This window comes from Marinobacterium sp. MBR-109 (assembly GCF_040547565.1).
Classification (GTDB): Bacteria; Pseudomonadota; Gammaproteobacteria; order Pseudomonadales; family Balneatricaceae; genus Marinobacterium.
The window spans coordinates 61982-88557 of sequence record NZ_JBEPPZ010000014.1; the positions used below are offsets into that span (position 1 = coordinate 61982).

General features: G+C 56.6%; 27 protein-coding genes, 1 tRNA gene and 1 riboswitch. Of the genes, 18 read left to right on the plus strand and 10 right to left on the minus strand.

Features of this window, described 5'->3' with window-relative positions:
- Nucleotides 1-8: 8 nt before the first annotated feature.
- From ABIE60_RS15050 to lipA, 4 genes are read left to right on the plus strand one after another with little or no spacing between them, the layout of a single operon-like run.
- The gene (locus ABIE60_RS15050) at nt 9-875 is read left to right on the plus strand and encodes an aminotransferase class IV (RefSeq protein WP_354470336.1); all 867 of its coding nucleotides are present in this window, start codon (nt 9-11) and stop codon (nt 873-875) included.
- A complete protein-coding gene (locus ABIE60_RS15055) occupies nt 872-1147 on the plus strand; it encodes an HP0495 family protein (protein ID WP_354470337.1) in 276 nt (91 codons plus the stop codon). The genes ABIE60_RS15050 and ABIE60_RS15055 overlap by 4 nt, the downstream gene beginning before the upstream one ends.
- On the plus strand, nt 1147-1800 hold the full coding sequence (gene lipB / locus ABIE60_RS15060) for a lipoyl(octanoyl) transferase LipB (protein WP_354470338.1): 654 nt from the start codon (nt 1147-1149) through the stop codon (nt 1798-1800). Before ABIE60_RS15055 ends, lipB begins: the two co-directional genes overlap by 1 nt.
- A 6-nt stretch (nt 1801-1806) precedes the next feature.
- On the plus strand, nt 1807-2784 hold the full coding sequence (gene lipA / locus ABIE60_RS15065; RefSeq protein WP_354470339.1) for a lipoyl synthase: 978 nt from the start codon (nt 1807-1809) through the stop codon (nt 2782-2784).
- A 78-nt stretch (nt 2785-2862) separates the two neighbouring features.
- On the opposite strand, the gene ABIE60_RS15070 is transcribed toward lipA, so the two are convergent.
- The 3 genes from ABIE60_RS15070 to ABIE60_RS15080 form a co-directional block, all read right to left on the minus strand.
- On the minus strand, nt 2863-3168 hold the full coding sequence (locus ABIE60_RS15070) for a c-type cytochrome (RefSeq protein ID WP_354470340.1): 306 nt from the start codon (nt 3166-3168) through the stop codon (nt 2863-2865).
- 152 nt (nt 3169-3320) lie between these two features.
- Nucleotides 3321-3524, minus strand: a complete 204-nt coding sequence (locus ABIE60_RS15075) for a hypothetical protein (protein ID WP_354470341.1) — start codon at nt 3522-3524, stop codon at nt 3321-3323.
- 60 nt (nt 3525-3584) lie between these two features.
- Nucleotides 3585-4109: a disulfide bond formation protein B gene (locus ABIE60_RS15080; RefSeq protein ID WP_354470342.1), complete on the minus strand. Its 525-nt coding sequence runs from the start codon at nt 4107-4109 to the stop codon at nt 3585-3587.
- A 382-nt stretch (nt 4110-4491) separates the two neighbouring features.
- On the opposite strand from ABIE60_RS15080, the gene gdhA reads away from it, so the two are divergent.
- Together gdhA and ABIE60_RS15090 are read left to right on the plus strand one after the other, a co-directional pair.
- A complete protein-coding gene (gdhA, locus tag ABIE60_RS15085) occupies nt 4492-5844 on the plus strand; it encodes an NADP-specific glutamate dehydrogenase (RefSeq protein ID WP_354470343.1) in 1353 nt (450 codons plus the stop codon).
- Nucleotides 5845-5913: 69 nt separating this feature from the next.
- A complete protein-coding gene (locus ABIE60_RS15090; RefSeq protein ID WP_354470344.1) occupies nt 5914-7122 on the plus strand; it encodes an MFS transporter in 1209 nt (402 codons plus the stop codon).
- Here the strand turns inward: ABIE60_RS15090 and ABIE60_RS15095 are convergent.
- From ABIE60_RS15095 to ABIE60_RS15105, 3 genes are read right to left on the minus strand one after another with little or no spacing between them, the layout of a single operon-like run.
- The gene (locus ABIE60_RS15095) at nt 7088-8125 is read right to left on the minus strand and encodes an alpha-L-glutamate ligase-like protein (protein WP_354470345.1); all 1038 of its coding nucleotides are present in this window, start codon (nt 8123-8125) and stop codon (nt 7088-7090) included. The two genes, ABIE60_RS15090 and ABIE60_RS15095, sit on opposite strands and share 35 nt — an antisense overlap.
- Entirely contained in the window at nt 8125-9642 is a 1518-nt protein-coding gene (locus ABIE60_RS15100; RefSeq protein ID WP_354470346.1) for an inactive transglutaminase family protein, read from the minus strand. The genes ABIE60_RS15095 and ABIE60_RS15100 overlap by 1 nt, the downstream gene beginning before the upstream one ends.
- A complete protein-coding gene (locus ABIE60_RS15105) occupies nt 9639-10439 on the minus strand; it encodes an ATP-dependent zinc protease family protein (protein WP_354470347.1) in 801 nt (266 codons plus the stop codon). The genes ABIE60_RS15100 and ABIE60_RS15105 overlap by 4 nt, the downstream gene beginning before the upstream one ends.
- A gap of 206 nt (nt 10440-10645) precedes the next feature.
- Here ABIE60_RS15105 and ABIE60_RS15110 point away from each other — a divergent pair, with 206 nt between their 5' ends.
- From ABIE60_RS15110 to ABIE60_RS15120, 3 genes are all read left to right on the plus strand, one after another.
- Nucleotides 10646-11737 (plus strand): efflux RND transporter periplasmic adaptor subunit, encoded by a 1092-nt coding sequence (locus ABIE60_RS15110; RefSeq protein ID WP_354470348.1) that lies wholly within the window; start codon nt 10646-10648, stop codon nt 11735-11737.
- A gap of 2 nt (nt 11738-11739) precedes the next feature.
- Nucleotides 11740-14865 carry an efflux RND transporter permease subunit gene (locus ABIE60_RS15115; protein WP_354470349.1) on the plus strand — a complete coding sequence of 1042 codons (3126 nt, stop codon included), beginning with the start codon at nt 11740-11742 and terminating at the stop codon, nt 14863-14865.
- A gap of 169 nt (nt 14866-15034) precedes the next feature.
- Nucleotides 15035-15112, minus strand: a riboswitch (cyclic di-GMP riboswitch).
- Nucleotides 15113-15284: 172 nt separating this feature from the next.
- Nucleotides 15285-16694: a diguanylate cyclase gene (locus ABIE60_RS15120; protein WP_354470350.1), complete on the plus strand. Its 1410-nt coding sequence runs from the start codon at nt 15285-15287 to the stop codon at nt 16692-16694.
- A gap of 11 nt (nt 16695-16705) precedes the next feature.
- On the opposite strand, the gene ABIE60_RS15125 is transcribed toward ABIE60_RS15120, so the two are convergent.
- From ABIE60_RS15125 to flgA, 4 genes are all read right to left on the minus strand, one after another.
- Nucleotides 16706-16782: transfer RNA gene (locus ABIE60_RS15125), tRNA-Arg, on the minus strand.
- A gap of 41 nt (nt 16783-16823) precedes the next feature.
- Complete coding sequence (locus ABIE60_RS15130; protein WP_354470351.1) at nt 16824-17321, minus strand: flagella synthesis protein FlgN; 498 nt, start codon at nt 17319-17321, stop codon at nt 16824-16826.
- A 6-nt stretch (nt 17322-17327) separates the two neighbouring features.
- The gene (gene flgM, locus ABIE60_RS15135; protein WP_354470352.1) at nt 17328-17648 is read right to left on the minus strand and encodes a flagellar biosynthesis anti-sigma factor FlgM; all 321 of its coding nucleotides are present in this window, start codon (nt 17646-17648) and stop codon (nt 17328-17330) included.
- 127 nt (nt 17649-17775) lie between these two features.
- On the minus strand, nt 17776-18480 hold the full coding sequence (gene flgA, locus ABIE60_RS15140) for a flagellar basal body P-ring formation chaperone FlgA (RefSeq protein ID WP_354470353.1): 705 nt from the start codon (nt 18478-18480) through the stop codon (nt 17776-17778).
- A gap of 65 nt (nt 18481-18545) precedes the next feature.
- Here flgA and ABIE60_RS15145 point away from each other — a divergent pair, with 65 nt between their 5' ends.
- From ABIE60_RS15145 to flgH, 9 genes are all read left to right on the plus strand, one after another.
- On the plus strand, nt 18546-19484 hold the full coding sequence (locus ABIE60_RS15145; protein WP_354470354.1) for a chemotaxis protein CheV: 939 nt from the start codon (nt 18546-18548) through the stop codon (nt 19482-19484).
- A gap of 16 nt (nt 19485-19500) precedes the next feature.
- Entirely contained in the window at nt 19501-20340 is an 840-nt protein-coding gene (locus tag ABIE60_RS15150) for a CheR family methyltransferase (protein WP_354470355.1), read from the plus strand.
- 192 nt (nt 20341-20532) lie between these two features.
- Entirely contained in the window at nt 20533-20931 is a 399-nt protein-coding gene (gene flgB / locus ABIE60_RS15155) for a flagellar basal body rod protein FlgB (protein ID WP_354470356.1), read from the plus strand.
- Between the two features lie 2 nt (nt 20932-20933).
- Nucleotides 20934-21368, plus strand: a complete 435-nt coding sequence (flgC, locus tag ABIE60_RS15160) for a flagellar basal body rod protein FlgC (protein WP_354470357.1) — start codon at nt 20934-20936, stop codon at nt 21366-21368.
- A gap of 21 nt (nt 21369-21389) precedes the next feature.
- The gene (locus tag ABIE60_RS15165) at nt 21390-22073 is read left to right on the plus strand and encodes a flagellar hook capping FlgD N-terminal domain-containing protein (protein ID WP_354470358.1); all 684 of its coding nucleotides are present in this window, start codon (nt 21390-21392) and stop codon (nt 22071-22073) included.
- Between the two features lie 14 nt (nt 22074-22087).
- Complete coding sequence (locus ABIE60_RS15170; protein WP_354470359.1) at nt 22088-24199, plus strand: flagellar hook-basal body complex protein; 2112 nt, start codon at nt 22088-22090, stop codon at nt 24197-24199.
- Nucleotides 24200-24318: 119 nt separating this feature from the next.
- On the plus strand, nt 24319-25062 hold the full coding sequence (gene flgF / locus ABIE60_RS15175) for a flagellar basal-body rod protein FlgF (protein ID WP_354470360.1): 744 nt from the start codon (nt 24319-24321) through the stop codon (nt 25060-25062).
- Nucleotides 25063-25080: 18 nt separating this feature from the next.
- Nucleotides 25081-25866, plus strand: coding sequence for a flagellar basal-body rod protein FlgG (gene flgG, locus ABIE60_RS15180; RefSeq protein WP_354470361.1), 786 nt, complete (start codon nt 25081-25083; stop codon nt 25864-25866).
- Nucleotides 25867-25891: 25 nt separating this feature from the next.
- A complete protein-coding gene (gene flgH / locus ABIE60_RS15185; RefSeq protein WP_354470362.1) occupies nt 25892-26569 on the plus strand; it encodes a flagellar basal body L-ring protein FlgH in 678 nt (225 codons plus the stop codon).
- Nucleotides 26570-26576 lie beyond the last annotated feature (7 nt).

The following is a 26576-nucleotide window of genomic DNA, read 5'->3' on the forward strand; positions in this document are numbered from 1 at the left end:
TGCGTTTTATGAATACAGAAATCGTCTACCTCAACGGTGAATACCTTCAGGCCGACCAGGCGCGCATCTCCGTGTTTGATCGTGGCTTCCTGTTTGCCGACAGCGTGTATGAAGTGATCCCTTACTATCAGGGCGTAGGCTTCCGGCTGCAGCAGCATCTGGACCGTCTGGCTTACAGCCTGCGTGCAGTCAGAATAGAAACCGATCATGACTGGGCGGCCATTCTGGATGAGCTGGTCAGTCAAAACGGGGGGGGCAATCTGTCGGTCTACCTGCAGATCAGCCGTGGCAGTGCCGGTTACCGTACCCACGCCTATGACGATCGGATGCAACCGACCGTGTTTGCCTGCTGCTCTGCGATCCGCGACATCTATGCCGATGGCCCGGAGCATGTTCAGGGCTACAAGGTGATCGTGACCGCTGATCTGCGCTGGCATCGCTGTGATATCAAGTCCACCGGCTTGCTGCCCAATATTCTGGTGTTGCAGCAGGCGCGGGAAGCGGGTGCCGATGAGGCCCTGCTGGTACGCGATGGTCTGTTGAGTGAAGGCACCTCCTGCAACCTGTTTCTGGTGCGTCAGGGGGTGATCTACACACCCAAGCGCAGCTCGGAAATACTGGGCGGCACCACCCGTGAACTGATTCTGGAACTTGCAGCGGAAAACGGCATCCCCTACCAGGAGGTCGACCTGCGACCGGAAGATCTGGCCAGTGCCGATGAAGTTTGGATCTCCAGCTCTACCCGCGGTGTTGTGCCTGTGCTTGAAATCGATGGATGCCCTGTTGCCGACGGCGCGAAAGGCCCGCTGTGGCAGCGCATGTTTACCCTGTTTACCCGTTTCCAACACCGGCTAATGACCGGAGAGAGAGCATGAGTACCGAACCAAAAGCCCCGAAAATCGAATTTCCCCACCCTGACTATCCGATCAAGGTGATCGGCGATAATGAGCAGGATTTCAAGGGAATGGTCATCGAAGTTGTCCAGATCCATGCCCCGGATCTGGACATCGAGCAGGTTACCGTGCAGGAAAGCGGCAACGGCAACTACAGCTCAGTGCGGATGAAAATCACCGCTACCAGCAAGGAGCAGCTGGAAAATCTGCATCAGGACCTCAAGGCGACCAGCCGTGTGAAGATGGTGCTCTGATGGCACTGGCTGACCAGCTGCTTGTGCGTGAGCTTGGGCTTCAGCCCTATGCCCCCATCTGGCAGCGGATGCAGACTTTCACCAACAGCCGTACAGCTGACAGTCGCGACGAAATCTGGCTGCTTCAGCATGAGCCGGTTTTCACACAGGGGCAGGCGGGTAAGGCAGAGCACCTGATCAATCCCGGCAATATCCCCGTGGTTCAGGTGGATCGCGGTGGCCAGGTAACCTACCATGGCCCCGGCCAGCTCATTGCCTACCTGTTACTGGACTTGCGTAGGCGCAAGCTGGGCGTGCGTGATCTGGTCGACATTATCGAGCAGTCCATCGTGGCCGTGCTGGCGGACTGTGGTATCAGTGCCTACCCGAAACCGGACGCACCGGGTGTATATGTCGATGAGCGCAAGATCTGCTCGCTGGGGCTGCGTATTCGCAGAGGCTGCTCGTTTCATGGCCTGGCACTCAACCTGAATATGGATCTGGAGCCCTTCTTGCGGATCAACCCCTGCGGCTATGCCGGGCTTGAAATGACACAGGTGCAGACCCTGGCCCCCGACGCCGATCTGACACAGTTGCCTAATAACCTAGTAAATTACTTGGTTAAAAAATTGGGGTATAATCAGATTACTCGCACACCAACACTGGAAGACTGAATCAGAATGGCTGAATCCACCGAAAAAAACAGCGGTAGAATCGAGCAGGGCGTCAAACTGCGTGGCGCTGAAAAGGTTGCTCGTATCCCGGTCAAGGTGATCCCGACCGAGAAGGACGAGATGCAGCGCAAGCCTGACTGGCTGCGGGTGCGCATGGGCTCCAACGCCGAAGTGAAACGGATCAAGGACAAGCTGCGCAAGCACAAGCTGGCGTCTGTCTGTGAAGAGGCCAGTTGCCCCAATCTGGGCGAGTGTTTCAGCCATGGCACAGCGACTTTCATGATCATGGGCGATATCTGTACCCGTCGCTGTCCCTTCTGTGATGTGGCCCATGGACGCCCCAATGCACTGGCCCCTGAAGAGCCGCGTGAACTGGCCGAGGCCATTGCCGATATGGGGCTGCGCTATGTGGTGATCACGTCGGTGGACCGTGATGATCTGCGCGATGGCGGTGCCCAGCACTTTGCCGACTGCATCCGCGAAACCCGTCAGCGTATTCCGTCGATACAGATTGAAACACTGGTGCCCGACTTCCGTGGTCGTATGGATGTGGCACTGGAGATACTGGAGCAGACGCCGCCGGATGTGTTCAACCACAACCTCGAAACCGTGCCGCGGCTGTATCGCAAGGTACGCCCGGGTGCGGACTATCAGTGGTCACTGGATCTGCTCAAACGCTACAAGGCGCTGCGCCCTGAGGTGCGGACCAAATCCGGCCTGATGGTGGGTTGTGGTGAGACCAATGACGAGATCATCGAGGTGATGCGCGATTTGCGGGCGCATGATGTGGACATGATTACCATCGGTCAGTACCTGCAGCCAAGCCGCAACCATCTGGCGCTGGAGCGTTATGTGACACCGGCAGAGTTTGCCGAATTCGAACGGATCGCGAAGGAGTTGGGCTTTACCCATGTGGCCAGCGGGCCGCTGGTGCGCTCCTCCTACCATGCAGATCTTCAGGCGAAGGGTGAGCGTGTCAGCTGAAAAGACTTGTGGGCAGTCGGTAGAGGGGCGAATGAAAAGAGGAGGCTGAGCGCTTCCTCTTTTCGTTTCACTTGGGGCTTACTTGGCGGCGTCCAGCATGTACTGGATGGCGGATTTCATTTCCTCATCGGAGCAATCCATGCAGGTGCCCTTGGGCGGCATTGCGTTGATACCGGTCAGAGAGGTCGCCAGCAGCGCATCCATGCCTTTCTCGGCACGGGGTGCCCAGGCAGCCGCATCACCGAACTTCGGAGCGCCGGCAACGCCGGCAGCGTGGCATACGGAGCACTTGGTGTTGTAGAGTTCTTCACCGCTGCGCTCGGCCATGGCGGCAGTCGAGGACAGCATCAGGGCCGCGGCAGCGACCAGCAGAGTTTTTTTCATTGCAGGCTTCCTTTGTTATGGCCGGCAGCAGGGGCCGGAGTATAAAAAACCGTCAGAGTGTAGAGCGGCCTTTGACCTGTTGTAAATAGCGCAAAGGTCGTTAATACCGGCTTAATATCAGTGTTTACGCATGGAAACCGCGATTGGATTTTTCAGTGTCGACCAAGACGCATGGCAAACTCAGCCTGGCCCTGCAGCAGGCGGTCATGGCGCCGGCTGCGCTCCTGCAGATGATGTTCGCGGATGGCCTGTTCCAGCACCTCGTGCGGGACGGTTACCAGGTTGCGAACATCATCGACCGAGTAGCCACGGTTGAGTAACTGTTTCAGCTGTGCCGTCAGATGGATGGTGTTCATGCTCTGATCCTCCAAGTGTGTCATGGGATCATTGAACCTGACATCTGTTGCAGAAACATGTCAGTCAGTGCTGCGCAGGCTGCGGATAAGGCCGATGAACGCCAGTGGTACAAACACCACACCGGCACCGGCCAGCAGCTCGGCCATGGTCAGGCCGCCCAGCATTTCCGGTGTATAGCCGCAGGACTCCCAGATCTCGAACATCCAGGGCCACCAGCGGTCCGGTGCAAACCATTCAGGCAGTCCGGACTCAAAGCTGCAGCTGCTTTCAATCCAGCTGCGCTCAATGGCCAAGGTGCGCCAGCTGCGCTCGGTGAAGCCCAGCGCAATCACAGCGGTCAGCAGGTGACAGGCTTTTTGCACATGTGTGCAGCGTTGTGCCACAAGGCCCGCCACTGCGACCAGAACAAGAGCCGCAACCCAGAGACGTATATGGATGCACAGCACGCAGGGGCCGTAGTCCAGTCCATACTGGAAATACAGCGCCACGCCTTCAGCCGATAGGCTGCCGATCAACAGAGCTGACCAGTAAATGCAGGGGCTGAAAAGACGGTTCAGCAATGACTCAAAAGCCGGTGTAGTCATCTTCGATGCTCACAGTCACGTTCAAAGACAGGGGTGTTGCAGGAGAGTAACGGGGCAGGAAATTTGAAGCAAGCAACGGAGGCCACGGGTGGGCCTCCGTCGGAGTGTGTCAGTCAAACGGTTGGGGCTTCGGAGTCGCTGAGGCTATCTGGTCGGGAGTCAGACCTGATACGTTTTCTGCAACAGCATTTTGCACTATTGCAGTGCATAGCACTATATTAGTGCTTTAGTTGCACCAATGTAGTGCTGTATAATACTGAGCTTTTTTCCGACGGGTGTCCCGGTTCTGCCTGTTCAGGTGGCGCGTTTCTGCCAGTAGTCATTTCGTTATCGACACTGGTGCTGCCCGTGAAGCGTTAATCCATTCCTCAGAGGTACATCGATGTCCTACATCCATAACACCATCACGCAGCTGATGGCTTCCAGCCCTGCTCAGGCTGAATTCTATCAGGCTGTTGAAGAAGTGCTCGAATCGCTGGAGCCCTTGCTGGAGTCGGAAACTCGCTACCGGGACAGCGGTATCATTGAGCGCATGGTAGAACCCGAGCGCCAGATCATGTTCCGCATTCCCTGGGTTGATGACAAGGGCAAGGTGCAGGTCAATAAGGGTTACCGCATCGAATTCAACTCGGCTCTGGGCCCATACAAGGGCGGCCTTCGCTTTCATCCTTCCGTAAACGCCGGCATCATCAAATTCCTCGGCTTCGAGCAGATATTCAAGAACTCCCTGACCGGTTTGGCAATCGGTGGTGGCAAGGGGGGCGCCAACTTCAATCCCAAGGGTCGCTCCGATCAGGAAATCATGCGCTTCTGCCAATCTTTCATGAACGAGCTCTATCGGCATATTGGCCCGACTACCGATGTTCCGGCGGGTGATATCGGCGTGGGTGCCCGTGAAATCGGCTACATGTTCGGTCAGTATAAGCGTTTGACCGGTCGCTATGAGGGGGTTCTGACCGGCAAGGGGCTGCTGTGGGGCGGTTCACTGGTGCGCAAGGAGGCTACCGGTTACGGCTGTGTCTACTTCGCCCAGAACATGTTGCAGGCCCATGCGGACTCGCTGGCGGGTAAAACCTGTCTGGTGTCGGGTGCCGGTAATGTGGCGATCTATACCATCGAAAAGTTGTATCAGCTCGGTGCACGCCCGGTGACCTGTTCCGATTCCACCGGCACGCTGTATGACTGCCATGGTATCAACCTGGAAACCCTGAAGCAGATCAAGGAAGAGCATCGTGGCTCACTGGCCGAGTACCTGGAAGAACACCCGAAAGCGGAGTTCACCCCGGTTGAAGCCTACCCGGAAGATGGTCATGCAGTATGGCGTTACGCTGCCGATGCCGCTTTCCCGTGCGCAACCCAGAATGAGTTGACGGAAGCGGATGCACGCGCACTGATCGGCAACGGCGTACGCTGTATCAGTGAAGGTGCAAACATGCCTTTAACACCTGAAGCGGTAGAGGTGTTTATTGCAGAGCGTATTCATTACGGTCCGGGCAAGGCGGCCAACGCAGGTGGCGTGGCGACCAGTCAGCTGGAAATGGCACAGAATGCCAGCATGCAGCAGTGGACCTTCGAGCAGGTCGATGAACGTCTGCAGCAGATCATGGCCGGTATCTACCAGCGCTGCAGCGAAACAGCGAAGGCGTTTGATCAGCCGCATAACCTGGTACTGGGAGCCAACATCGCCGGTTTCCGCCGCGTGGCGGATGCCATGCTGGAGCAGGGTGTGGTTTAATCACCTGAACCGGTTTTGTCATCGTAGCCCGGGCCCTGTGCCCGGGTTTTTGCTTATTGGAGTCTAAGGATGCGGTCTCTGGCCCCTGAATTTGTTGTGATGCTGGCAGGTATCACCGCTGCCCTTCATATCGGGAAATTGCCGCCGGCCATTCCGGTGCTGCAGGACACCCTGGGTGTCACGCTGGTTGAGGCCGGTTTTCTGCTGTCTCTGGTGCAGCTGGCCGGCATGTTGGCAGGGGCCCTGATCGGGCTGCTGGCGGACAGTGCCGGTCTACGCCGCAGTGTGCTGCTGGGGCTGGGTATTCTGGTGCTCGCCAGCCTGCTCGGCAGCCAGGCACAGAGTGCGGCCATGCTGCTGTTGCTGCGTGGTATTGAAGGTTTCGGTTTTCTGCTGGTGACGCTATCCGGTCCGGGGCTGATTCGGCACCTGGTGGTGGCAGAGAAGCTGAGCCTGCGGCTTGGCTGGTGGGGGTGCTATATGGGGTTGGGCACCGGGATCGCCCTGCTGACAGGCCCCTGGGTCATGGCACAGGTGGGCTGGCAGGGCTGGTGGATATTGATGGCACTGTTGTCGCTGCTGATGCTGTTCTGGGTCTGGCGTGCTGTGCCGCCGGATCAGCAACTGCATACGCGCCAGGCGGGGCCGGTAGGCGGTGCGTTGGGACGTGTGCTGGGGCGACTGAAACTGACCCTGAGTCATCCGGGCCCCTGGCTGGTGGCGATGATTTTCGCCACCTATTCCGGTCAGTGGCTTTCAGTCATCGGGTTTTTGCCCTCAATCTATTCCGAAGCGGGCGTCAGTGCCGGGCTGGTGGGGCCGCTAACGGCTCTGGCGGCGGTGGTCAACATTATTGGTAATGTCCTGTCGGGGCGTTTGCTGCATGCGGGGGTAGGGGCAAGGCAGTTGCTGTATGGCGGTTTTGCTGTGATGGCAATGACCACGTGGTTTGCTTTCTCGGCCCTGACAGCTGACTTCCCTTGGCTGCGTTACCTTGCTGTACTGCTGTTTTCAGCCATCGGCGGCATGGTACCGGGAGCGTTGTTCTCGCTGGCGGTAAGGTTGGCACCGGACAGTTCTGTAGTGTCGACCTGTGTTGGCTGGATGCTGCAGTGGTCGGCCTTTGGGCAGTTTGTGGCGCCGCCCGCCATCGCCTGGCTGGCGGCGCAGGCCGGCGGCTGGCACTGGACCTGGATGGCAACAGGTGCGATGTCACTGCTTGGTGTCGTGCTGGTGACCAGGGTCAGCCGTCTGCCGGGGTTCGCTGCTGCTCACTGAGGATGCTGTTCACCAGACATAGCGGTGCAGGAGCAATATCGCCCGGCTTGGCGCCTGCCTGCTGCATGGCCCACTCAACTCGGGCCTCAGGGGTCAGGTGAGGGCGGCGCAAGGCTTCAACCGCCTGCAGGCGTGGCAGCAGGCCCCTGCCGTTGGCGATCTGGATGGCGAGTCCAGGGCGGGCATTCAGCTCCAGCAGCAGCGGGCCGCGCAACGCGTCGACGACCAGATCCACTCCCATGTAGCCAAGCCCGGTGGCTTCATAACAGCTGCTGGCCATGGTCAGCAGGTACTGCCAGCTTTCGATCTCGATGCTGTTGAGCTCAAGACCCGTATCAGGATGCAGCGTCAATGGACGGTCGAACTGTACAGCGTTACGGGCGCGGCCGTTGGCCAGGTCCAGCCCGACTCCCACTGCACCCTGATGCAGGTTGGCCTTGCCATCTGAAGCACGCGTTGCCAACCGCAGCATCGCCATTACGGGATAGCCCTGGAACACAATGATGCGAATGTCCGGTACACCCTGAAAGGAGTGGCGTGCAAGGCCCGGCTCGGAGCGTACCAGTGCCTCAACAATGGCAACATCGGGAGCGCCGCCCAGTGAATAGAGCCCCGCCAGAATGTTCGACAGGTGGCGCTCGATCTCCTGCAGCGAAATTTCCATTCCGGATGCCTTGATGAAGCGCTCACCCTCATGCGAGCCGATCACCAGAATCCCCTTGCCGCCGGAGCCCTTGGCCGGTTTGATGGCAAAGCCATCGAAGCCCGCGACCCGCTCCATGAAGTGGCCAATTTCGTGCTGCTCGCGCACCACCTGCAGCAGGGCAGGTGTGGCGACACCGTACTCTGCCACGGCCTGTTTGGTCAGCAGCTTGTTATCCACCAGCGGGTAGGCGCTGCGGTCGTTATAGCGCGCAATATAGTCAATATTGCGCTTGTTCATATTGAGGATGCCGAGCCGGTTCATGTGGCGCGGACTGATCCACTCGCCCCACCAGCCCATCAGTCGTACCTTTTCATCGGGGTGAAGCGGCGCAGCTCGGTGAGCTTGTAACCGGTGTACTGACCCAGCAGCAGGATTAGCCCGAGCACCACAAGGTGCAGTTCGGGGAAGTTGAAGCTGAGGTGCTCGGCCAGCGGTGCACGCATCACCAGGAATGCAAAAATGGCGACCAGCAGGCTGCCAAAGCCCTGTGTAACCACCTCGCGAGCGCCTTCCTCTTCCCACAGGATCGACATGCGCTCAATGGTCCATGCCAGAATGACCATCGGGAAAAAGGTGACGGTCATGCCGGTGCTGTAGCCCATCTGGTAGCCGATAATGCTGATGCCGGCGGTGATGAACAGAACCAGTACGATCAGAGCCGATATGCGCGATACCAGCAGCAGGTTGAGACTGGACAGATAGCCCCGCATCAACAGCCCCAGCGTGACGACGCCGATAAAGGCCGCAAGGCCCGGCAGTAGAGAGGTTTGCACAAAGGCTACTGCAATCAATACCGGCATGAATGTGCCGGACGTCTTGATGCCAACCACTATTCGCATCAGGCAGACCACCAGTGCACCAAACGGGAGCAGCAACAGCATGCGGAACATGCCCTGCTGCTCAACCGGCAGCTGATGCAGGCTGAAGGCCCCGAACGCCTGCCCATCCGCCTCGGCGCGGATGATCTGCAGGGCGGGAACTGTCTGACGCAACATGGAGAAGCTGACCACTGAGCTGCTGCCTCCCGTTACATCCAGCAGTGAGCTGGCCTCCTGCCGCCAGAGCAACACATCATCCGGCACCCCCTGCTCGGCGGTACGCGGGTTGAACGTGAGCCAGCGATCGCCGTCATGTACCTGCAGCCAGGGCAGCAACGACTGCTGTCGACGGGCATCCTCAAGTCGAAGTCCTTCGGCGATGCGGGCCGGTGTGCCACTGTGGTTTATGAGGAGGTAAAGTGCCTCGGCGCGGGTTCTGTCACTCAGCAGAAGGCGTGTATTCTGGTCCGGTGTTGGGCTGTTAAGTACGGTGATCAATTCGCGTGTGAAGCTGGCCGGGCTGCTGGAACGACTGCCCGCCAGCTCAATCACCGCGCGTGCGGCCGCAATATCAGGCCCCTCCAGAAAAACTTCGTTGGCAGTTACCGGGGTATTGTTGGGTTGAGCGTCTGTGTCATCTGAAGCGGTCAGTCGGCTCTTGAAGTAGAGTGTCTGTGGGCCGCTGGCCTGACGGATGGTCCACTCGGCACGACGATCCTGGCCACGCTGGGTAATGGCAAAACCGTAACCGGGCGAGGCTGCCTGCTCAGACAGTACCGAGAATCCGGGCGGGCTGTCCGGCAGGTTGAGGCTGACCGTGACCGGCTCGCCCCAGGCACGAAAATCGACCCGCGCTTCTACCAGCCAGACAGGCTGTTGCTGGCCAGGCAGCCAGGGAACCCCCAGCTGATAATGACGCAGAACAGCCAGCAGGATGCCCGCCAGAATCAGCAGGCCCGTCGCAATAAAAAACGGGGCTTTGGAATGTCGGCTCAAGGTGCTTTGACTCCCTGTTCAGTATTCAGACCTTCGGGCAGTTCGGTCACGAATTCCTGGCCCACATCGACCAGCATCACATCACGCAGGATATTGCGTCCAACCAGTACCGGGTAGGTCAGGTGGCTGCGATCGCTCAGGGTAAATTCAGCCAGGTCGCGGTGATCGCCGATCATGAACGGCAGCTCTACGACAATGCGTCGTTCGGGATCATCGGTGTTTGACTGTATGATGCGAGCACGTCGGGAAATTTCATGCTCCATGGTCAGGGTTTCATCACGGCCGGGTACGCTGACATCAAACCGAACCCAGGGCTGGCCGTTGCGCTCGAATCGCTTAACGTTGATGGCATGCAAGGATGAGGTGGCGGCACCGCTGTCAATGCGTGCAGTATAGACCAAGCCCGGATCGGCAATGTAGATCGGTTCTGTTTCACCCACCACCAGCTTGCCCTTGAGACGAGCGGACGGCTCGCTGGTGGTTGGCTGCGGTGGCAAAATGCTTGCCTGCTGTTGCGGCAGTGACTGAATCAGGGCCTGTTGACGGTTTAAACGATCGAGCAGTGCCTGCTGGCGCAGCTGCTGGCGCGTTTCCATGATATCAAACTGCTCAAGAGTGCGTGTTTCAAGAGCTTCAAGGCGCTGCTTTTGCTGCTGGTGCTGTTGCTCCAGTTGATCCAGATCGGCTCGCTCCAGAAACAGGTAACGATCGTGGCTGCAGGCTGACAGCAGCACGGCAAGGCCGAGCAGGGAAACCAGACGGGTGATCCTTGATCGGGACGAACGAGTAGAAAGCATGGATAACTCCAGCCAACAGATAAATAAGGAACCTGGCAGCGTCAATAGACTCTGATGTGGGTGCCGACTCTGCAGTGGCGCAGCTTAACAGACAGTGAAAAATTCACCTGAATGTGTTCTGCTGCAGCGTGCAACGTGACGTGGGCATGATAAGACCGCAATGGATCGTCTGTCACTAACCCGGGCAATAGAGGGAGAAAAAATTCGTGAAACAGTGGCTAATTGGATTGCTGGTAATGGTTGTGGCGGCAGTGGCGGCCCTGGCGTGGCATCAGCTTGCGCCCGTTGAGCAGGAGCAGGGGCGGCAGAAACGCCCTCAGGCGGTACATGTGATCCAGCCGGCAGTACAGACGGTCAGAGACAGGATTGAGGCGGTCGGAACATTGCGTTCGCGGGATGAAGTCGTGGTGACCAGTGAGGTCACCGGACGGATTGTGGCGATTGACTTCACCACCGGTCAACAGGTCGACAAGGGGCAACGTCTGGTGCAGCTGGATGACCGTCAGGCTCAGGCTGACCTTGCGGTGGTCGAGGCGCGACTGGCTGATGCTCAACGTCAATTGCGCCGAGCCCAGCAGCTGCGCAGCAGCAACAGTATTTCTCAGGCTCAGGTGGATGAACTTCGCACTGCCGTCAATGTGGCTGAAGCCGAGCGTCAGGCCGCCAGAGTAAGGGCAGCCAACCACCGTATCGTGGCGCCCTTTGCCGGCGTGGTGGGGCTGCGTGAGTTCAGTCCAGGTGCCTATATTGAAAACGGAGACCCGTTGACCACCCTGGATGCGAGTGGCGAGATGGAGCTGACCTTTGCCGTAGCCGAGCGTTTTATCGGCCAGTTGCAGCAGGGTCAGCCTGTGAACAGTGTCACCTCCAGCTGGCCGGATGAGGTGTTCCGGGGCGAGTTGGCGGAGCTGGATACTCGAATCGATCCTCTTAGCCGAACGCTCAAGGTCAGGGCGTTGATCGACAACAGTGAAGGACGTCTGCGTCCGGGGCAATTCATGTCGGTTCGGTTGACACTCAGGCAGCGAGAAGCGCTGGTGGTGCCTGAGCAGGCGGTGCTGTTGCAGGGCGATGAGCGCTATCTGTTCATCGCCACTGACGACAATACGGCGGAACGCCGCTCGGTGCAGCTGGGCAGCCGTGAGCCCGGCAAGGTCGAAATTCTCTCGGGCATCAACGCGGAAGATCGAGTCGTGATCACGGCTCAGGATCGGCTTTCCAGTGGTGATGCACTGCAGATTCTTGAAGGTACGGGTGATGCCATTCCGGAGTCTGAGTTGACCCGACAGGAGTCCTGAACATGGTGTTGTCCGATATTTCCATCAAGCGACCCGTGTTTGCCACGGTCATGAGCCTGCTGATTCTGGTGTTTGGGCTGGCGGCGCTGAATCAGCTGCCGGTGCGTGAATATCCCGATATCGACCCACCGGTGGTATCGGTCTCTACCGACTATACCGGTGCCGCTGCCGAGGTGGTGGACACCCAGATTACTCAGGTGATTGAGGGAGCGATCAGCGGTATCGAAGGGATTCGATCAATCGAATCCAGTACCGAACAGGGCGAGTCACGCACGACGATTGAGTTCACCACCTCGCGGGATGTGGATGTGGCGGCCAACGACGTGCGTGATGCCGTGGCCCGTGTCAGCAACCGGCTGCCTGACGAGGCAGATCCGCCTGTCGTCCGCAAGGCGGACTCCAACGCACGGCCGATGATGTGGATTACATTAAGGTCTGATATCTGGGATTCCGCTCAATTGAGTGATTTTGCCGATCGGGTCCTGAAAGATCGACTGGCAGTGGTCGATGGTGTGGCAGAAGTGCGGATTGGCGGTGAGCGTCGTTATGCCGTGCGTGTCTGGCTGGACCCTGAACGGCTGGCGGCCCGTGATATGACAGTAGCTGAAGTGGAGCGAGCGCTGCGGGCCAACAATGTTGAACTGCCCGGCGGCTCGGTGGAGTCGGTCAGTCGTGACTTTACCGTGCGCACGGAAGGTCGGCTCAACCGGGTTGAAGAGTTTCGTGAAATGGTGATTCGCCGTGACGGCAACGTGCTGTTGCGACTGGGTGATGTGGCCGATGTGCAACTGGGCGTTGAGTCTGATGTGAGCCGTTTGCGCGCCAATGGACAGACCGCCATCGGCATGGGCATTACGCGTCAGTCGAAGGCCAACACGGTCGCAGTTTCAGACCGGGTCAAGGAAGAACTGAGCCGGATACGGGAGAGTCTGCCGCCTGAAGTGAGTATCACCGAAAGCTATGACGAGTCGATTTTTATTCGTGCGTCCATCAAGGAAGTACTGGTCACGCTGGCGATCTCGGTATCACTGGTGATACTGGTGATCTTCATTTTCCTGCGCTCCTGGCGGGCCACCCTGATACCGGCCGTGACCATTCCGGTTGCTGTTATCGGTGCGTTTATCGGCCTCGGCTTTCTCGGCTTTTCCATCAACGTACTGACACTGCTGGCGATCATCCTGGCGATCGGTCTGGTCGTGGATGATGCCATCGTCATGCTGGAAAACATTCAGCGTCGCATCGATGAGGGCGAAAAGCCATTGGTGGCGGCCTATCTTGGGGCGCGTCAGGTTGCCTTTGCCGTCATAGCCACCACGTTGACGCTGGTCGCGGTGTTCGTACCGATCTCATTCATGGGGGGTAATATCGGCCGCCTGTTCAGTGAGTTTGGCTTTACGCTGGCTTCGGCGGTGATCGTATCCAGTTTCGTAGCACTGACGCTGGCTCCCATGCTCTGCTCCAAATGGCTCCGACACAGCCCTGAGCAAGAGGAAGGGCATCGGATCTGGATGGCCAGCGAACGTGTGCTGGGTGCGCTTAATCGAGGCTATGAACGCATGTTGCGCTTCTCGCTGCGTCAGCCCGGTCTTTTGCTGGGGATTGGCCTGGCCGGTCTGGTGCTGGCCGCGGTGATCTTTCCACGTCTGCCGCAGGAGTTGGCACCAACCGAAGACCGGGGTGTCATTATCATGCCGACCAAGGCGCCGCGTGGTTCCACGGCCGACTATACCGAACACCACGTCCGCCAGATTGAACAGCGGCTGCTGCCCTATCTTGAAGACGGAGTGGCCGAACGGCTGTTGTCCATCGTCGGCTTCCGTGGCGAGGCCGACAACGCCTTTATCATTCTGGGCTTGAGTCACTGGGATCAGCGTGATGTGAAACAGCAGAGCATTGCCACTGAGTTGTTTCCAAAACTGGCACAGGTGCCCGGCGTGCGCTCGATTCCGATCAACCCGCCGGGACTGGGGCAAAGCGGCTTCAGTCAGCCCGTCTCTTTTGTGATTGGTGGGCCTGACTATGAAAGCGTACAAAGCTGGAGCCAGGAGATCCTGCAGCGAGCCCAGGAAAACCCGAACCTGATCAACCTTGAAACCGACTTCGAGCTGACCCGACCAGAGCTGCGCGTTAACATCGACCGCCAGCGTGCGGCTGATCTTGATGTCACGGTTGAAGATGTGGGGCTGACCCTGCAAACCGTACTGGCGTCACGTCAGGTTACCACCTACATGGACCGGGGCCGCGAGTATGACGTTATCGTACAGGCTCAGGATGCCAGCCGAGCTACGCCGTCTGATCTCGGGCGGATCTATCTGCGACCACGCGAAGGGGGCGACTTGATACCGCTTCAGGCACTGGTGGATGTGGAAGAGGTGGGAGCCAACCCGGACCTGCGCCGCATCGACCGCCTGCCTGCCGTTATCATCAGTGGCTCGCTGGCGCCAGGCTATGATCTGGGTACGGCACTGGGCTACCTCAATGGGCTTGCTCAGGACTACCTGCCGCCGGAGGCGAGGGTCAGCTATAAGGGGCTCAGCCGAGAGTTTCAGGATTCTTCAGCGGCGATCTATCTGACCTTTGCGCTGGCGTTTGTGATCGTGTTTCTGGTCCTGGCGGCCCAGTTCGAGAGCTGGATTCACCCTCTGATCATCATGCTCACCGTTCCACTGGCCGTGACGGGCGCGCTGGCCGCGCTTTGGGTATCAGGGATCAGTCTCAATATCTACAGCCAGATCGGCATTATCATGTTGCTTGGATTGATGGCCAAAAACGGCATCCTGATCGTGGAGTTTGCCAACCAGTTGCGTGACAAGGGGCTGGAGGTCCATGAGGCGATTCTGCAGGGCGCGATCATGCGCTTCAGACCGGTGTTGATGACCACTATCTCCACCATTTTCGGCGCGATACCGCTGGTACTGGCGACCGGAGCCGGGGCGGAAAGCCGTGCAGCCATTGGCATGGTGATTCTGGGTGGGCTGGTATTTGCGGCCACACTGACCCTGTTTATCATTCCGGTGCTGTACAACCTGCTTGCACGGTATGCCAAGTCAGCGGGCGCCGTTGAGAAGGCGCTGAGTCGAGAGTTGCCCAAGCATGAGCATGAAGTGAACAGAGATGAAGCGATTTGAGGGGGCCTTCCTTGGCACGCTATCGCTGGAAGATAGTGTCTCCATAATACAACACCAAAATCAGTGTGCAAACGTAAACAGCAACAGGCCCGTCGCACCAGGTGTGCCGATGGGTCTGGAGGGTATATGGGACAGGGAATACAGAGGCAAGCGTAGGGCGAATCTCTCTTTCGGTAGCCCGGCGGTCTCATCCATTACAGACCCGAGGCTTTGCGTCCGCTGCGCACAGCGGTTGCCCTTTCGGGAGAGATTCTTTCGCTGGAAAGCGGGAAAGGCCATACATCAAAGCCAAACCTGATTGCATACTAGCAACATTAGGATGGATGCGCCAACCGTCAGGTTTTGAGTGGGATCAAGAAGAACGTGCTCCATGATACACTTAACACTGGTATTCCCTTCCTCCGGGCCATGGAGTGATCATGCCTCGCTTCTCTTCCGAGCACTTGTGTACAGAGTGGACCTCAATAAACCAGCGCTTCACCGCTGAAATCCAGCAATTTGTCATCAACTTTTCCCGCGAACATTCGGCTTCCCTGTCGGAGCATTTCTATCGGGAGATGCTGGCTGACCCCGCTGCATCACAGTTCCTGTCAAACGATGAAGTACAGAACCGTTTGGGTCAGTCCATGCAGCGTTGGGTTGCGGGCCTGTTCGCCTCGGTCACAGAAGATGATGTGGTGCGGTTGATTGCAGAACAACGCAAGATCGGTGAAGTACATGCTCGTATCGGGATACCTGTTCACCTGGTGTTGAGAGGCGCACGCTGCCTCAAGGATCGCTTTGTTCAATTGCTGCATGCAGTACCGAACCTGACCGGTGAGGATCAGTATGCGGCGATGCGACTGGCGTCGGATACCATCGACCTGGCAATGGAAGTTATGGGGCATGCTTATTCCCTGTCACACGATCGCAACTCTCGATCCGAAGAGGCCTATCGACTTTTCGCCATCACCCAGAATATTGCCAACGAAAAAGATCAGCAGAGGGCGGCGCTGTTCGACTGGGAGAATCAGCTGATGTTCAGCCAGGCGATCGGTACTCAGCCCAGCGAACTGCCGCGAATACAGGCGTCGGACTTTGGCCTCTGGTTCCGCCATAAGGGTATTCATGCCTTTGAAGGCTCGGCTGAAGCCGGCGCGGTGATGGACACCATGGAAGAGATTGACAGTGTACTTCTGCCGCTTTTCGGGTCGGATGGCAGCAACGCCATCAGCCAGGATTCTCGCGTACACCTGTTGCGAGACCTGCGAGACAAGGTTAAAAGCATCCGCTTTCACCTGAGCAATCTGTTTGAACGCAACGATGAGCTGGAGTCCGGCCGCGATGTGCTGACGCGGCTGCTGAACCGAAAGTTCATGCCGGTAGTGCTGAGCAAACAGATCAGCCAGTCTCGCGCTCAGAAAACGGCCTTTGCCGTCCTTGCCATTGATATTGATCACTTCAAGCAAGTCAACGACGTTCATGGGCATCAGGCGGGTGACAGTGTGCTGCAGCAGCTGGCGTTGATACTGGTGAACAACAGTCGTTCCGGTGACTATCTGTTCCGATTGGGCGGTGAAGAGTTTTTACTCATCGCGGTGGATATGGATGCCACACGCGCCAGAACAGTAGCGGAGAAGCTGCGCAAAAGCGTCGAGCAGGAACGTTTCCTGCTGTACGATGGCAAAGAGCTGAAAGCCACCATCAGCGTGGGTGTGGCCTGCTTTGATGGTCACCCCGATTATCAGAGACTGCTGCGCAAAGCGGATGACGCGCTTTATCAGGCCAAAAACAGTGGTCGCAACAGAGTGGTGGTGGCGATGGGTGGTGGGGTGCCAGAGAATGACTGAAGTGAAAAGACTGGTGCCCCAGGCAGGACTCTAACCTGCGACCTGCCCCTTAGGAGGGGGCTGCTCTATACAACTGAGCTACTGAGGCATTTCAAGGCTGTGGATTCTACCGTCAGTAGTCCGGATTTTCTAGGCTTTGCCCAGGCTGCGTTGACCTTCATAGCGGCCCTTGTCGCCTTTCTGGTCATAAATGGAGTTGCCTTGGGCGTGTCCCTGCAGCAATGCCAGCAGCTGGTCCGTGTTCTGTTTGCTGCGCAGCAGCGTCTGTTCGTTCCGCTGATTCAGCATGCGCACCTGCTCCAGCGACTGTTCCAGACGCTGCCAAGCCTGCTCCAGCAGCTCGCTGGCGGGCGCGGGCAGTTTGCGGATGAAGGCAACGACAGCATCGCGGCTGGTTTCAACCTGAAGCTGTGTCAGCAGGGCGTTGCGCTCACGAATATTGCGATCAAGCCCAAGCAGGCACTCCTGCTTTTGCTGGTTGCTCTGTTTAAGTTGCTCAAGATCGCGTGTTTCAAGCGCAGCAAGCTCTGTATCGAGCAGTTTCTGCAGCTGTGACAAAAGCACAACGCCCTGATCGATCAGGGCGCCGAGCTGGATACTGATATCCTTGGCGGGCTGGTCAGTCATCAGTTATTAGCCGAGCAGACTGTCAAGCTGCAGCATACGGTCGGCGATACGCTCGTTATCGATCTTGTAGGAACCATCTTCGATGGCTGCCTTGATCTGAGCTACACGGTCGCTGTTCACGTCTGCGTTTCCGCTGTTTTCGCCCACGGAGCGCTGCAGCGCCTGTGCTGTATCACTGATACGTACAGTGTCGTCGCTCCGAGCAGGCGTATTGCCAGTCGGCTGGTTACCGGCGCTGTTGCCGGTGGCCGGGGTCTGCTGCTCACTGACTTTGCCTCGGTTGCCTGCCGACTGGGCGGGAGACAGGCCGGGAAAATCGATAGCCATTTTAAGTTACCTCGCAATCAGTTCTATGCAAGGGTATCGGGCGCCCTGAGTAAAACTTTAAGGTTTTTTACATTTGTTTGACTTGCCAAGCAGTATAGCTGAACAGTCGGGCGACTGTGAACCGAACTCAGGGGACACGAACCACACCACCGCCTTCCACGCGTGCACGAATTTCGCGCCCTGAGCGGTTGTTGAGGACATCGATTATGTCACCCATGCGCCCGTCCTGTCGTGCGGTCCCTTCGGTGCGGATGACAGCACCGCCGCGGGATGCCTCGATGATCACAGGGTCGCCTCGGCTGACAGCGTTTGCCTGAGTCAGCATGCGAGGAGTGATCGGTGTGTCTGCGCTGATACTGATGCGGGCCTGATTCCCGACGACATCCTGCTGACGGTAAAAATAGTCACCGGACAGACTGGCAATATCCTGTTCTCGCAGCTGCAACTTGCCGGCATTTATGCGGCTGCCTTTGACGATCGGCGTTGCAGCGACCACAATCGCCTTGTATTGCTTGACTCTGCCGGTGACGAACAGGCTCCAGCGCGGCATGCTGCAGCTGGCTTTTGCAGTAATGCGCTCACCGCTGTGAAAGGGAAGTGTCACGTTAATGGGGGCTTCACAGGGGGCGAGTTGCAGTTGCTGATTGACCGGGTTCAGGCTGACCTCGACCCGGCTGTCTGGTACTTTAGACAGCAAGTGTTGTTTAATGGCTTCAGTCACCTGCAAGTTGATCCGCGCTGCGGTATCATCGGCAGAAGCCGAAAAAGGCAGCATCAGGATGCAGACTATGGCAAAAACAGTGGCAACTGGTGTTAAATTGATATTATTCACGCGGGTGTCCTGGCTTTCGAAGCCGGGCGAAACTCATTGTTAGCGACCTCGGGGTTGGTTAAATCATGTCAGGGATCCTGGATACTGTAAACCTGCGCACGCAGATGGTCGGTCAGAACCGTCTAGAACTGTTGCTTTTCGGGCTGGAAACCAATCAGCGCTACGGCATTAACGTATTCAAGGTACGTGAAGTGCTTCAGTGTCCGGATCTGACTGAAGTGCCGCGCCAGACCAGTGCAATCAAGGGGATGGCGCATATCCGCGGCGAAACCATACCGGTGCTTGATCTGTCCGAAGCGATTGGCCGCAGGCCGATTCCGGAAGAGGATCTGCCCAAAACCTTTCTGATTGTGGCCGAGTACAACCGTCGTACGCTGGCCTTTATGGTGCGCAAGGTAGACCGCATCCTGAACACTCAGTGGGACCAGATCATGGCGCCGCCGAAAGAGATCGGTAACGAGAACTACCTGACCGCCGTGTTCGAATATGAAGGCAAGCTGGTTGAAATTCTGGACGTAGAACAGATCCTCGCGGACCTGTACCCCATGTCAACTGATGTCAGTGACGAGGTGGCAACGCAGGATGACCGCGCCCGCGCCCGACAGCGCCACGTTCTGATCGTCGATGACTCCGCAGTGGCACGTAACCAGATGCAGCGCAGCCTGGAAGATCTTGGTGTAAAGGTATCGGTTGCCAATAATGGTCGTCAGGCGCTTGATCTGCTCAAGGGGCTGGTTGAGAAAGGGGTGGACGTTGAGAGCTTTTTCCTCTTGGTGATCTCCGACATCGAAATGCCTGAAATGGATGGCTACACCCTGACCTCCATGATCCGTGAGGATCAGCGCATGTCCAAGCTGCATGTGGTGCTGCACACCTCATTGAGTGGCGGCTTCAACGTGTCGATGGTGAAAAAGGTAGGGGCCGACGGCTTCCTGGCCAAATTCAACCCGAACGATCTGGCCGGAGTGGTAGTGAACCGTATCCGTCAGGTCGAACAAGGCTGACGGGGAGCGTCTCCGGGTGAGCATCAGCTTCAGTATTACACCGGCGGAATTCCGTGAATTCAGCAGCTTTCTCGAAAAAAGCTGCGGCATTCTGCTGGCTGAACACAAGCAGTATCTGGTCCAAAGCCGCTTGGGCAAGATCATGCAGCAGCAGGGGTGTGCAAACCTCAGTGAGCTGGTGGCACGTCTTGGCCGGGCGGGTGGCAACAGCTTGAAAGAACAGGTGATTGATGCCATGACCACCAACGAAACCCTCTGGTTTCGTGATATCCACCCCTACGAGATTCTGCGTAACAAGCTCCTGCCTGAACTGCATGAAAAAAGTCGCTTCCAGAAGCTGCGCATCTGGTCTGCTGCCTGCTCTACCGGGCAGGAGCCGTACTCCATCAGTATGGTGATCGACGAATTCAAGCAGAGCCATGCAGGGGCTTTTTCGTCCGGTGAAGAGATACTGGCGACTGATATTTCCACGACAGTGCTCGATCAGGCCCGACGGGGTGAATATGAAATGCTGGCATTGGGTCGAGGGCTGTCTCAGGATCGCCTGCACCGTTATTTCGAGTCATCGCCATCCGGCAGCTGGGGCATCAAGCCCCATATCAAGAGCCGGGTGCGCTTTCAAAGCCTCAACCTGCTTGGGCCTTACAGTTCACTGGGGCAGTTTGATCTGATTTTCTGTCGCAATGTGCTGATCTACTTTTCATCCGACGTAAAACTCGAGATCCTGCGCAAGATGCACAAACAGTTGCGCCCCGGTGGTTACCTGCTGCTTGGCGCTTCCGAGTCCCTCTCTGGTCTGCCGGACCTGTACAAAATGATCCACTGCCGCCCCGGTATTATCTACCAGGCGATCTGAATCTGAGCGGCGGCCTGCCGCTCTTTGCCGCCCCGTTGCACGAAGAGCGGTACAGCATTGCCGCTTGCCGCTGTACCTTGCCTCTGAAAACAGAGCCTGACCTTCCCGAACCCCTTTATAATCGGCTTTTTCTTCCGATGGCACGCTGCTTGCTTAACTACAGGCAAAGCAACCTGTAACGGATAAGCGGCAATGGCGATCAGCTTCAATTCAGCACTGGGAATTCATGAAAACGCCCTGACACTCAGAGCGCGTCGTGCTGAAGTGCTGGCCAACAACATTGCCAATGCGGATACGCCCAACTACAAGGCGCGTGATCTGGATTTTAGTGCCGTGCTCGAAGGTGAAACCGCTGGTGCCAATCTGTCGTTGAAGAAAACGGCATCCGGTCATCAGTCCGAGTTTTTGTCACCGGATGCCGCCGCCGACCTCATGTTCCGTATTCCGAACCAGCCGGCAGTCGATGGCAATACTGTAGAGACCCAGGAAGAGATGGCTCGCTACACCGACAATGCGCTCCGTTATCAGGCCTCTTTCGAGTTCCTGAACAGCAAGTTCCAGGGGCTGACACGCGCAATCAAGGGTGAATAAGCATGTCGTTGAGTAACGTTTTCAATATCGCAGGCTCCGCCATGACCGCACAGACCGTGCGGCTTAACACCACCGCCAGCAACATGGCCAATGCGGAAAGCATCAGCTCCAGCGAAGCGGAAACCTACCGCGCACGCAAACCGGTGTTCGCGCTGAAAGAAACGCAGACAGAACACCTGCCTGATCACCTGCAGACGTTGGTGCCAGGTCAGGGCGTGGACGTAAAAGAGATCATTGAAAGCGATTCGCCTCTGCGCATGGCGTACGAACCGAATCACCCGATGGCTGATGAAAACGGCTATATCTGGTACCCGAATGTGAACGTGGTGGAAGAGATGGCTGACATGATTTCGGCCTCACGTTCCTTCCAGATCAACGCCGATATTATGAATACGGCCAAACAGATGCTGCAGCGCACATTGACGCTGGGGCAATAAGGCCAGTAAGAGGATAGCGCCATGAGCAATGTAAACGGCGTCGGTAGCAGTAACCCTTTTGAACAGATCAATCAGAAAAATCAGGCGCAGTCGAAGGCGACTGACGCTGTTTCTGAAGATCGCCAAATGTTCATGAAGCTGCTGATCGCACAGTTGCAAAACCAGGACCCGTCCAGTCCTGCTGATACCAGTGACTTCATGCAGCAGATATCGACGCTAAGCAATGTCGAAAGTATCCAGAATCTTTCCAAGACCATGGAAACAATGAGCAGCACCCTGATCAGCAGTCAGGCCGCGCTTCAGGCTTCATCCATGGTTGGACAGCGCGCGTTTGTGAATACAAACATTGCCCAGCTGCCTCAACAGGGAGGGCTGGTTGATGGGCTCGTGAGCACAGATGTCAGCTCCAGCGATGTCCGCATCTCAATCTATGATGGCAGCGGCAACCTGGTTGATCGCGTCAGTATGGGCGCGCAGCCACCGGGCGATCATAACTTCGTTTGGCAGGCAGGCGAAAATGTGCCGGCAGGCAATTATCGCATAGTGGCTGAGGCAGCCTCTGGTGCAGAAGGTAAATACGAAGAAGTGGGCACGTATATGGGGTTCAATATCAACAGCGTCACTCTGGGACAGAACGGGATCGGTATGAAGGTTAACACCGCGATCGGTTCTATCGATATGAGTGAAGTGAAACAGCTCGGTTAAGTGAGGTAACGAAGATGGCAGGTTTCAATACAGCTGTAACAGGACTCAAGTCGGCATCTACCTTGCTGGACGTGGCCGGTAACAACATCGCCAACGCCAGTACAGTTGGCTTCAAGTCCTCGCGTACCGAGTTTGGTGACATTTATGCAACAGCGGTAGTGGGTGCGGGCTCGTCCAATACCCCGGGCTCTGGTGTTACAGTGACGGATATCTCCCAGGATTTCAGCGGTGGTACCATTGAGTTCACCAACAGCAACCTGGACCTGGCGATTAATGGCTCCGGCTTCTTCATGCTGGACGATGGGCAGGGGAATATCACCTACACCCGTGCCGGTGCGTTTGAGTTGGATAAGCAGGGCAACATTGTCAGCAAGAATGGCAAGTACCTGCAGGGTTATGGTTTGGACGCGCAGGGCAATCAGTTGCCGATACAGAACCTGTCAGTGACTGAAAAAGAAAGTCCGCCCAAAGCAACTGAGCGGGTCGAGCTCTCTTTCAATATTAACGCTAACTCCAATGCTGAAGATCTGAATATCCCGTTTTCCAAGACGGATCCTACTTCCTACACCTATTCGACGACTGTAGGCACGTTTGATAGCTTGGGTAACGAGCAGAGCGTACGGTTTTATTTTGCCGAACAGCGCCCGGTGCGTGAAGAGCACAATTATGCCGCCACCGCCTGGGATCCGGCAGCAAACGCCGGTGCCGGTGGTCTTGATTTTACGAGTGCAGCCCTCTCTGGCTTTAACCTTAATGTGGCCAGCAGCTTGGGCGCGGGCGCTGAAGATCCCAACACGCTTTATTTTGATGATGCGGGTACCGCACCGTATGCGCTGACAGCTGAATCCATAGAGAAACTGTCGGGTGTGCCGTCAAACGTAGATGGTGACCCCCGCATTGATGCAAATACAGTGAGACTTGGTGCAACGGGTGATCTGTCTTTCGAGGTAAAGGCGGAATATGTGGCGTATGGCGATTTTGTTGTTACCAAAGCGGATGGCACTGAGGCGGTTGGGAGTATTACCGAGCGCAGTGCCAGTGAGGTTCAGGCTCTGACTTTGGACTCCGCTGGCGTTTTTGATGCTGCGGGTGCGCTGACGCAGGATGTCACAGTCACGATTGCCGGAGTTGAAATTACCGTTAAACGACCGACTGCTGCCGGGGAAATTAAGACTCTGGACCAGGTAGGTCAGGAAATAGCCAGTAAAGAACAGCAGATTCTGGATAAAAACCCTGATATTGAATCAGTTCAATATGATGATGGAACAGATCAGCTCAGGATTACATGGAAGCCTGAAGCTGGTGATGTTGGTCGCCTGGGGGTATCCGGTGCTGATGCAAATAATCTGTTCACGACCACCGTTTTGAGTGGCCAAACGGTTCCTGACGTTTCAGTACTTGAAGTGGGTGACAACAGCTTCATCGGTGCCTATCGCTCGTATGCCTTCTTGAATGACAGGGATCAGCTGAATCTTGGAAAGGAACTTGATCCTGGTGAGACCAGTCCGGATAACCAGCCTACGGAAGTAGGTCCGGTCATGATTAACTTCAATTCGATCACGGGTGTGCTTGAAAAGGTTAATGGTCAGGAAGTTGCCTCGACTGGTCGTGCACCCACGCTTACCATTCTGGGAGCTGATCCTGCTAACCCGCTGGATCAAATTCTGGACTCTGATGTAGACCAGTTGGCGGGCCTGCAGTTGGATATCTCAGGCTCCAGTCAGTTTGCTTCTGAGTCGATCGTTAAGCGTCAGCAGCAGGATGGCTATACCAAAGGTGACCTGATCGGGGTTAGTTTTGCCGAGACCGGTGAAATGGTCGCTAGCTACAGTAACGGTCAGCGTGCCAACCTTGGACTGGTCTCTGTTGCGACTTTTGAAAACCAGGACGGTCTGCAGCCCAGTGGTAACACAGAGTGGATAGCGACCCTCTCTTCAGGTAATGCCATTGTTAACCCGCCAGGCACTGGCCTGAATGGCACTCTGCGTTCGGCTGCATTGGAGCAGTCCAACGTGGACTTGTCAGAAGAGCTGGTGAAGCTGATCGAAGGTCAGCGTAACTTCCAGGCCAACTCCAAGACACTGGAAACGCTGAATACGGTGACTCAGGCGATTCTGCAGATCTGACCAGCTGCATCACGTATCCTCAAGCCGGGCTATCTGCCCGGCTTTCTCGTTTATGGCACATAGTTTGCTTAATACAAGGTAAAGCCAGTTTGAACGGCAAGGTTTTACCGGAGTAAACGATGGATAAAGTGCTGTATGTCGCCATGACCGGCGCGCGTGAGAACATGTACGCGCAGCAGGCGCACGCCAACAACCTGGCCAATGCCACCACCACCGGCTTCAAGAGTGATTTCGAGCAAGCCCGCGCCATGCGGGTGCTGGGAGAAGGCTTCGAGTCTCGTGTTTACTCAATGAGTGAGCGCCCCGGTACCGATATGGACAGCGGAACCTTGATGCAAACGGGTCGCGATCTTGATGTGGCTGTGGAAGGTGATGGCTGGATCGCGATTCAGGGGCCAGACGGCAACGAAGTGTACACCCGTAACGGCTCCCTGCAGATCAATGCCGCCAACCAATTGGTGACGGGCAGTGGTTTGCCGGTGATCGGTGCCGGTGGAATCCCCATCGTCATTCCGCCGGCTGAAAGCATTACGATCGGCAATGATGGCACCATTACTATCCGTCCGCTGGGTGAAAACGCGGTCGAAATTGCACTGGTCGATCAGATAAAGCTGGTACAGCCGGAAAATGATCAACTGTTCAAGGGGCGTGATGGCTTCATGCACACCGATAACGATGTGCCATTGCCCCAGGCGCTAAACGCCCAGCTTCGTGCGGGCTATCTCGAAGCCAGTAATGTAAATGCTATCTCAGAACTGACGGCTATGATCGGCCTGCAGCGCCAGTTCGAGATGCAGGTCAAAATGATGAAGACAGCAGAAGAGATGTCCACCTCTGCGTCTGAAATTCTTTCATTGAGCTGATATTAAGGAGTCTGCCCCATGCACGGTGCTTTGCATGTCGCTAAAACCGGTCTGAGTGCACAGGATACTCAGCTCAAGGTGATTTCCAACAACCTGGCCAACGTCAGTACCGTTGGCTTCAAGAAAGATCGGCTGGAATTTGAGGATCTGCTGTATCAAATCCGCCGCCAGCCCGGTGCGGCCACCGGTGAAGATTCAATGTTGCCTTCTGGTCTGCAGCTGGGCAGTGGTGTGCGTACCGTCAGCACCCAGAAGCTGTTTCACACCGGCGATATGCAGATCACGGATCAGACTTTTGATGTGGCAATCAATGGCCGCGGGTTTTTGCAGGTCGCCATGCCCAATGGCGATATTGGCTATACTCGCAACGGAGAACTTCACCTCGATGGTGAAAACCGGCTGGTTACGTCTGAAGGCTATCTAATTGAGCCCGCCATTACCTTGCCAGAGCAGGTGACCAATTTCTCGGTGGGGAATGATGGCACCGTGAATGTGACCGTGGCGGGTGATCCTAATCCCGTGGAACTCGGTCAGCTGGAACTGGCTGACTTTGTGAACCCTCAGGGCTTGCAAGCAATCGGTCAAAACCTGTTCCTTGAAACGGCTGCCAGCGGCGCCCCGATTGTAGGTGTTGCCGGAGAAGAAGGGCGTGGCATTATCAAGCAAGGCATGCTGGAAGGCTCCAATGTGAATGCAGTGGAAGAGCTGGTGGATATGATCACGACCCAGCGTGCCTACGAGATGAACTCCAAGGTGATCTCGACCGCCGATGAAATGCTGTCTTACGTCAGCCAGCAGCTCTGATAACCGGTTAAATTGAGGAATGAAGATGTCTAACCTGTTGCGACTGTTGCCACTGGCAGGCCTGATCCTGCTGACCGGTTGTGTCAACAAGGCCCCGAAGCCTGACAATCCCTATTACGCCCCGATCCAGCCGGCGCAGATGGAGCAGCCAAAGCCTGTGAACGGTTCCATCTATCAGGCGGGCGCGGGCATGGATCTGTACGGTGATGGTCGTGCGCGTCGTGTGGGTGACATCATTACGGTAGTATTGACAGAACGTACCCAGTCTTCGAAAAGCTCATCAACCGAAACCGACAAGAGTACCAATATTGGTATCAGTGCACCCAATGTGTTGGGTCAGGATTTGGCTGTGCTGGGTAATCCGCTCAGTGCCACCATGAACAGCAACAGCGGCTTTGAAGGTGAGGGTAGCTCTGATATGAGCAACAGCCTGAATGGAAATATTACCGTTACCGTGCATCAAGTGCTCCCCAATGGAGCCATGCTGGTCCGCGGTGAAAAGTGGCTGACGCTGAATCAGGGCGATGAATATATCCGTGTAAGCGGTCTGGTACGGCCCCAGGATATCGGCCCGGACAACAGCATCGAGTCTACACGCCTTGCTGATGCACGCATTACATACAGCGGTACCGGTGCCACCCACGACGCTAATGTCATGGGCTGGCTGGCACGTTTCTTTATCAGCCCACTGTGGCCGTTTTAAGTGCTTC

Coding starts and splice junctions, on each gene's coding strand:
- ABIE60_RS15120 (WP_354470350.1), top strand. CDS start 15,285: ATGCCTCGCTTCTCTTCCGAGCACTTGTGTACAGAGTGGACCTCAATA.
- lipB (WP_354470338.1), top strand. CDS start 1,147: ATGGCACTGGCTGACCAGCTGCTTGTGCGTGAGCTTGGGCTTCAGCCC.
- flgG (WP_354470361.1), top strand. CDS start 25,081: ATGCACGGTGCTTTGCATGTCGCTAAAACCGGTCTGAGTGCACAGGAT.
- ABIE60_RS15145 (WP_354470354.1), top strand. CDS start 18,546: ATGTCAGGGATCCTGGATACTGTAAACCTGCGCACGCAGATGGTCGGT.
- flgC (WP_354470357.1), top strand. CDS start 20,934: ATGTCGTTGAGTAACGTTTTCAATATCGCAGGCTCCGCCATGACCGCA.
- ABIE60_RS15095 (WP_354470345.1), bottom strand. CDS start 8,125: ATGGGCTGGTGGGGCGAGTGGATCAGTCCGCGCCACATGAACCGGCTC.
- ABIE60_RS15115 (WP_354470349.1), top strand. CDS start 11,740: ATGGTGTTGTCCGATATTTCCATCAAGCGACCCGTGTTTGCCACGGTC.
- ABIE60_RS15170 (WP_354470359.1), top strand. CDS start 22,088: ATGGCAGGTTTCAATACAGCTGTAACAGGACTCAAGTCGGCATCTACC.
- ABIE60_RS15165 (WP_354470358.1), top strand. CDS start 21,390: ATGAGCAATGTAAACGGCGTCGGTAGCAGTAACCCTTTTGAACAGATC.
- ABIE60_RS15070 (WP_354470340.1), bottom strand. CDS start 3,168: ATGAAAAAAACTCTGCTGGTCGCTGCCGCGGCCCTGATGCTGTCCTCG.
- flgB (WP_354470356.1), top strand. CDS start 20,533: ATGGCGATCAGCTTCAATTCAGCACTGGGAATTCATGAAAACGCCCTG.
- ABIE60_RS15080 (WP_354470342.1), bottom strand. CDS start 4,109: ATGACTACACCGGCTTTTGAGTCATTGCTGAACCGTCTTTTCAGCCCC.
- ABIE60_RS15105 (WP_354470347.1), bottom strand. CDS start 10,439: ATGCTTTCTACTCGTTCGTCCCGATCAAGGATCACCCGTCTGGTTTCC.
- flgM (WP_354470352.1), bottom strand. CDS start 17,648: ATGGCTATCGATTTTCCCGGCCTGTCTCCCGCCCAGTCGGCAGGCAAC.
- lipA (WP_354470339.1), top strand. CDS start 1,807: ATGGCTGAATCCACCGAAAAAAACAGCGGTAGAATCGAGCAGGGCGTC.
- ABIE60_RS15050 (WP_354470336.1), top strand. CDS start 9: ATGAATACAGAAATCGTCTACCTCAACGGTGAATACCTTCAGGCCGAC.
- ABIE60_RS15075 (WP_354470341.1), bottom strand. CDS start 3,524: ATGAACACCATCCATCTGACGGCACAGCTGAAACAGTTACTCAACCGT.
- ABIE60_RS15130 (WP_354470351.1), bottom strand. CDS start 17,321: ATGACTGACCAGCCCGCCAAGGATATCAGTATCCAGCTCGGCGCCCTG.
- flgH (WP_354470362.1), top strand. CDS start 25,892: ATGTCTAACCTGTTGCGACTGTTGCCACTGGCAGGCCTGATCCTGCTG.
- ABIE60_RS15055 (WP_354470337.1), top strand. CDS start 872: ATGAGTACCGAACCAAAAGCCCCGAAAATCGAATTTCCCCACCCTGAC.
- ABIE60_RS15090 (WP_354470344.1), top strand. CDS start 5,914: ATGCGGTCTCTGGCCCCTGAATTTGTTGTGATGCTGGCAGGTATCACC.
- flgF (WP_354470360.1), top strand. CDS start 24,319: ATGGATAAAGTGCTGTATGTCGCCATGACCGGCGCGCGTGAGAACATG.
- gdhA (WP_354470343.1), top strand. CDS start 4,492: ATGTCCTACATCCATAACACCATCACGCAGCTGATGGCTTCCAGCCCT.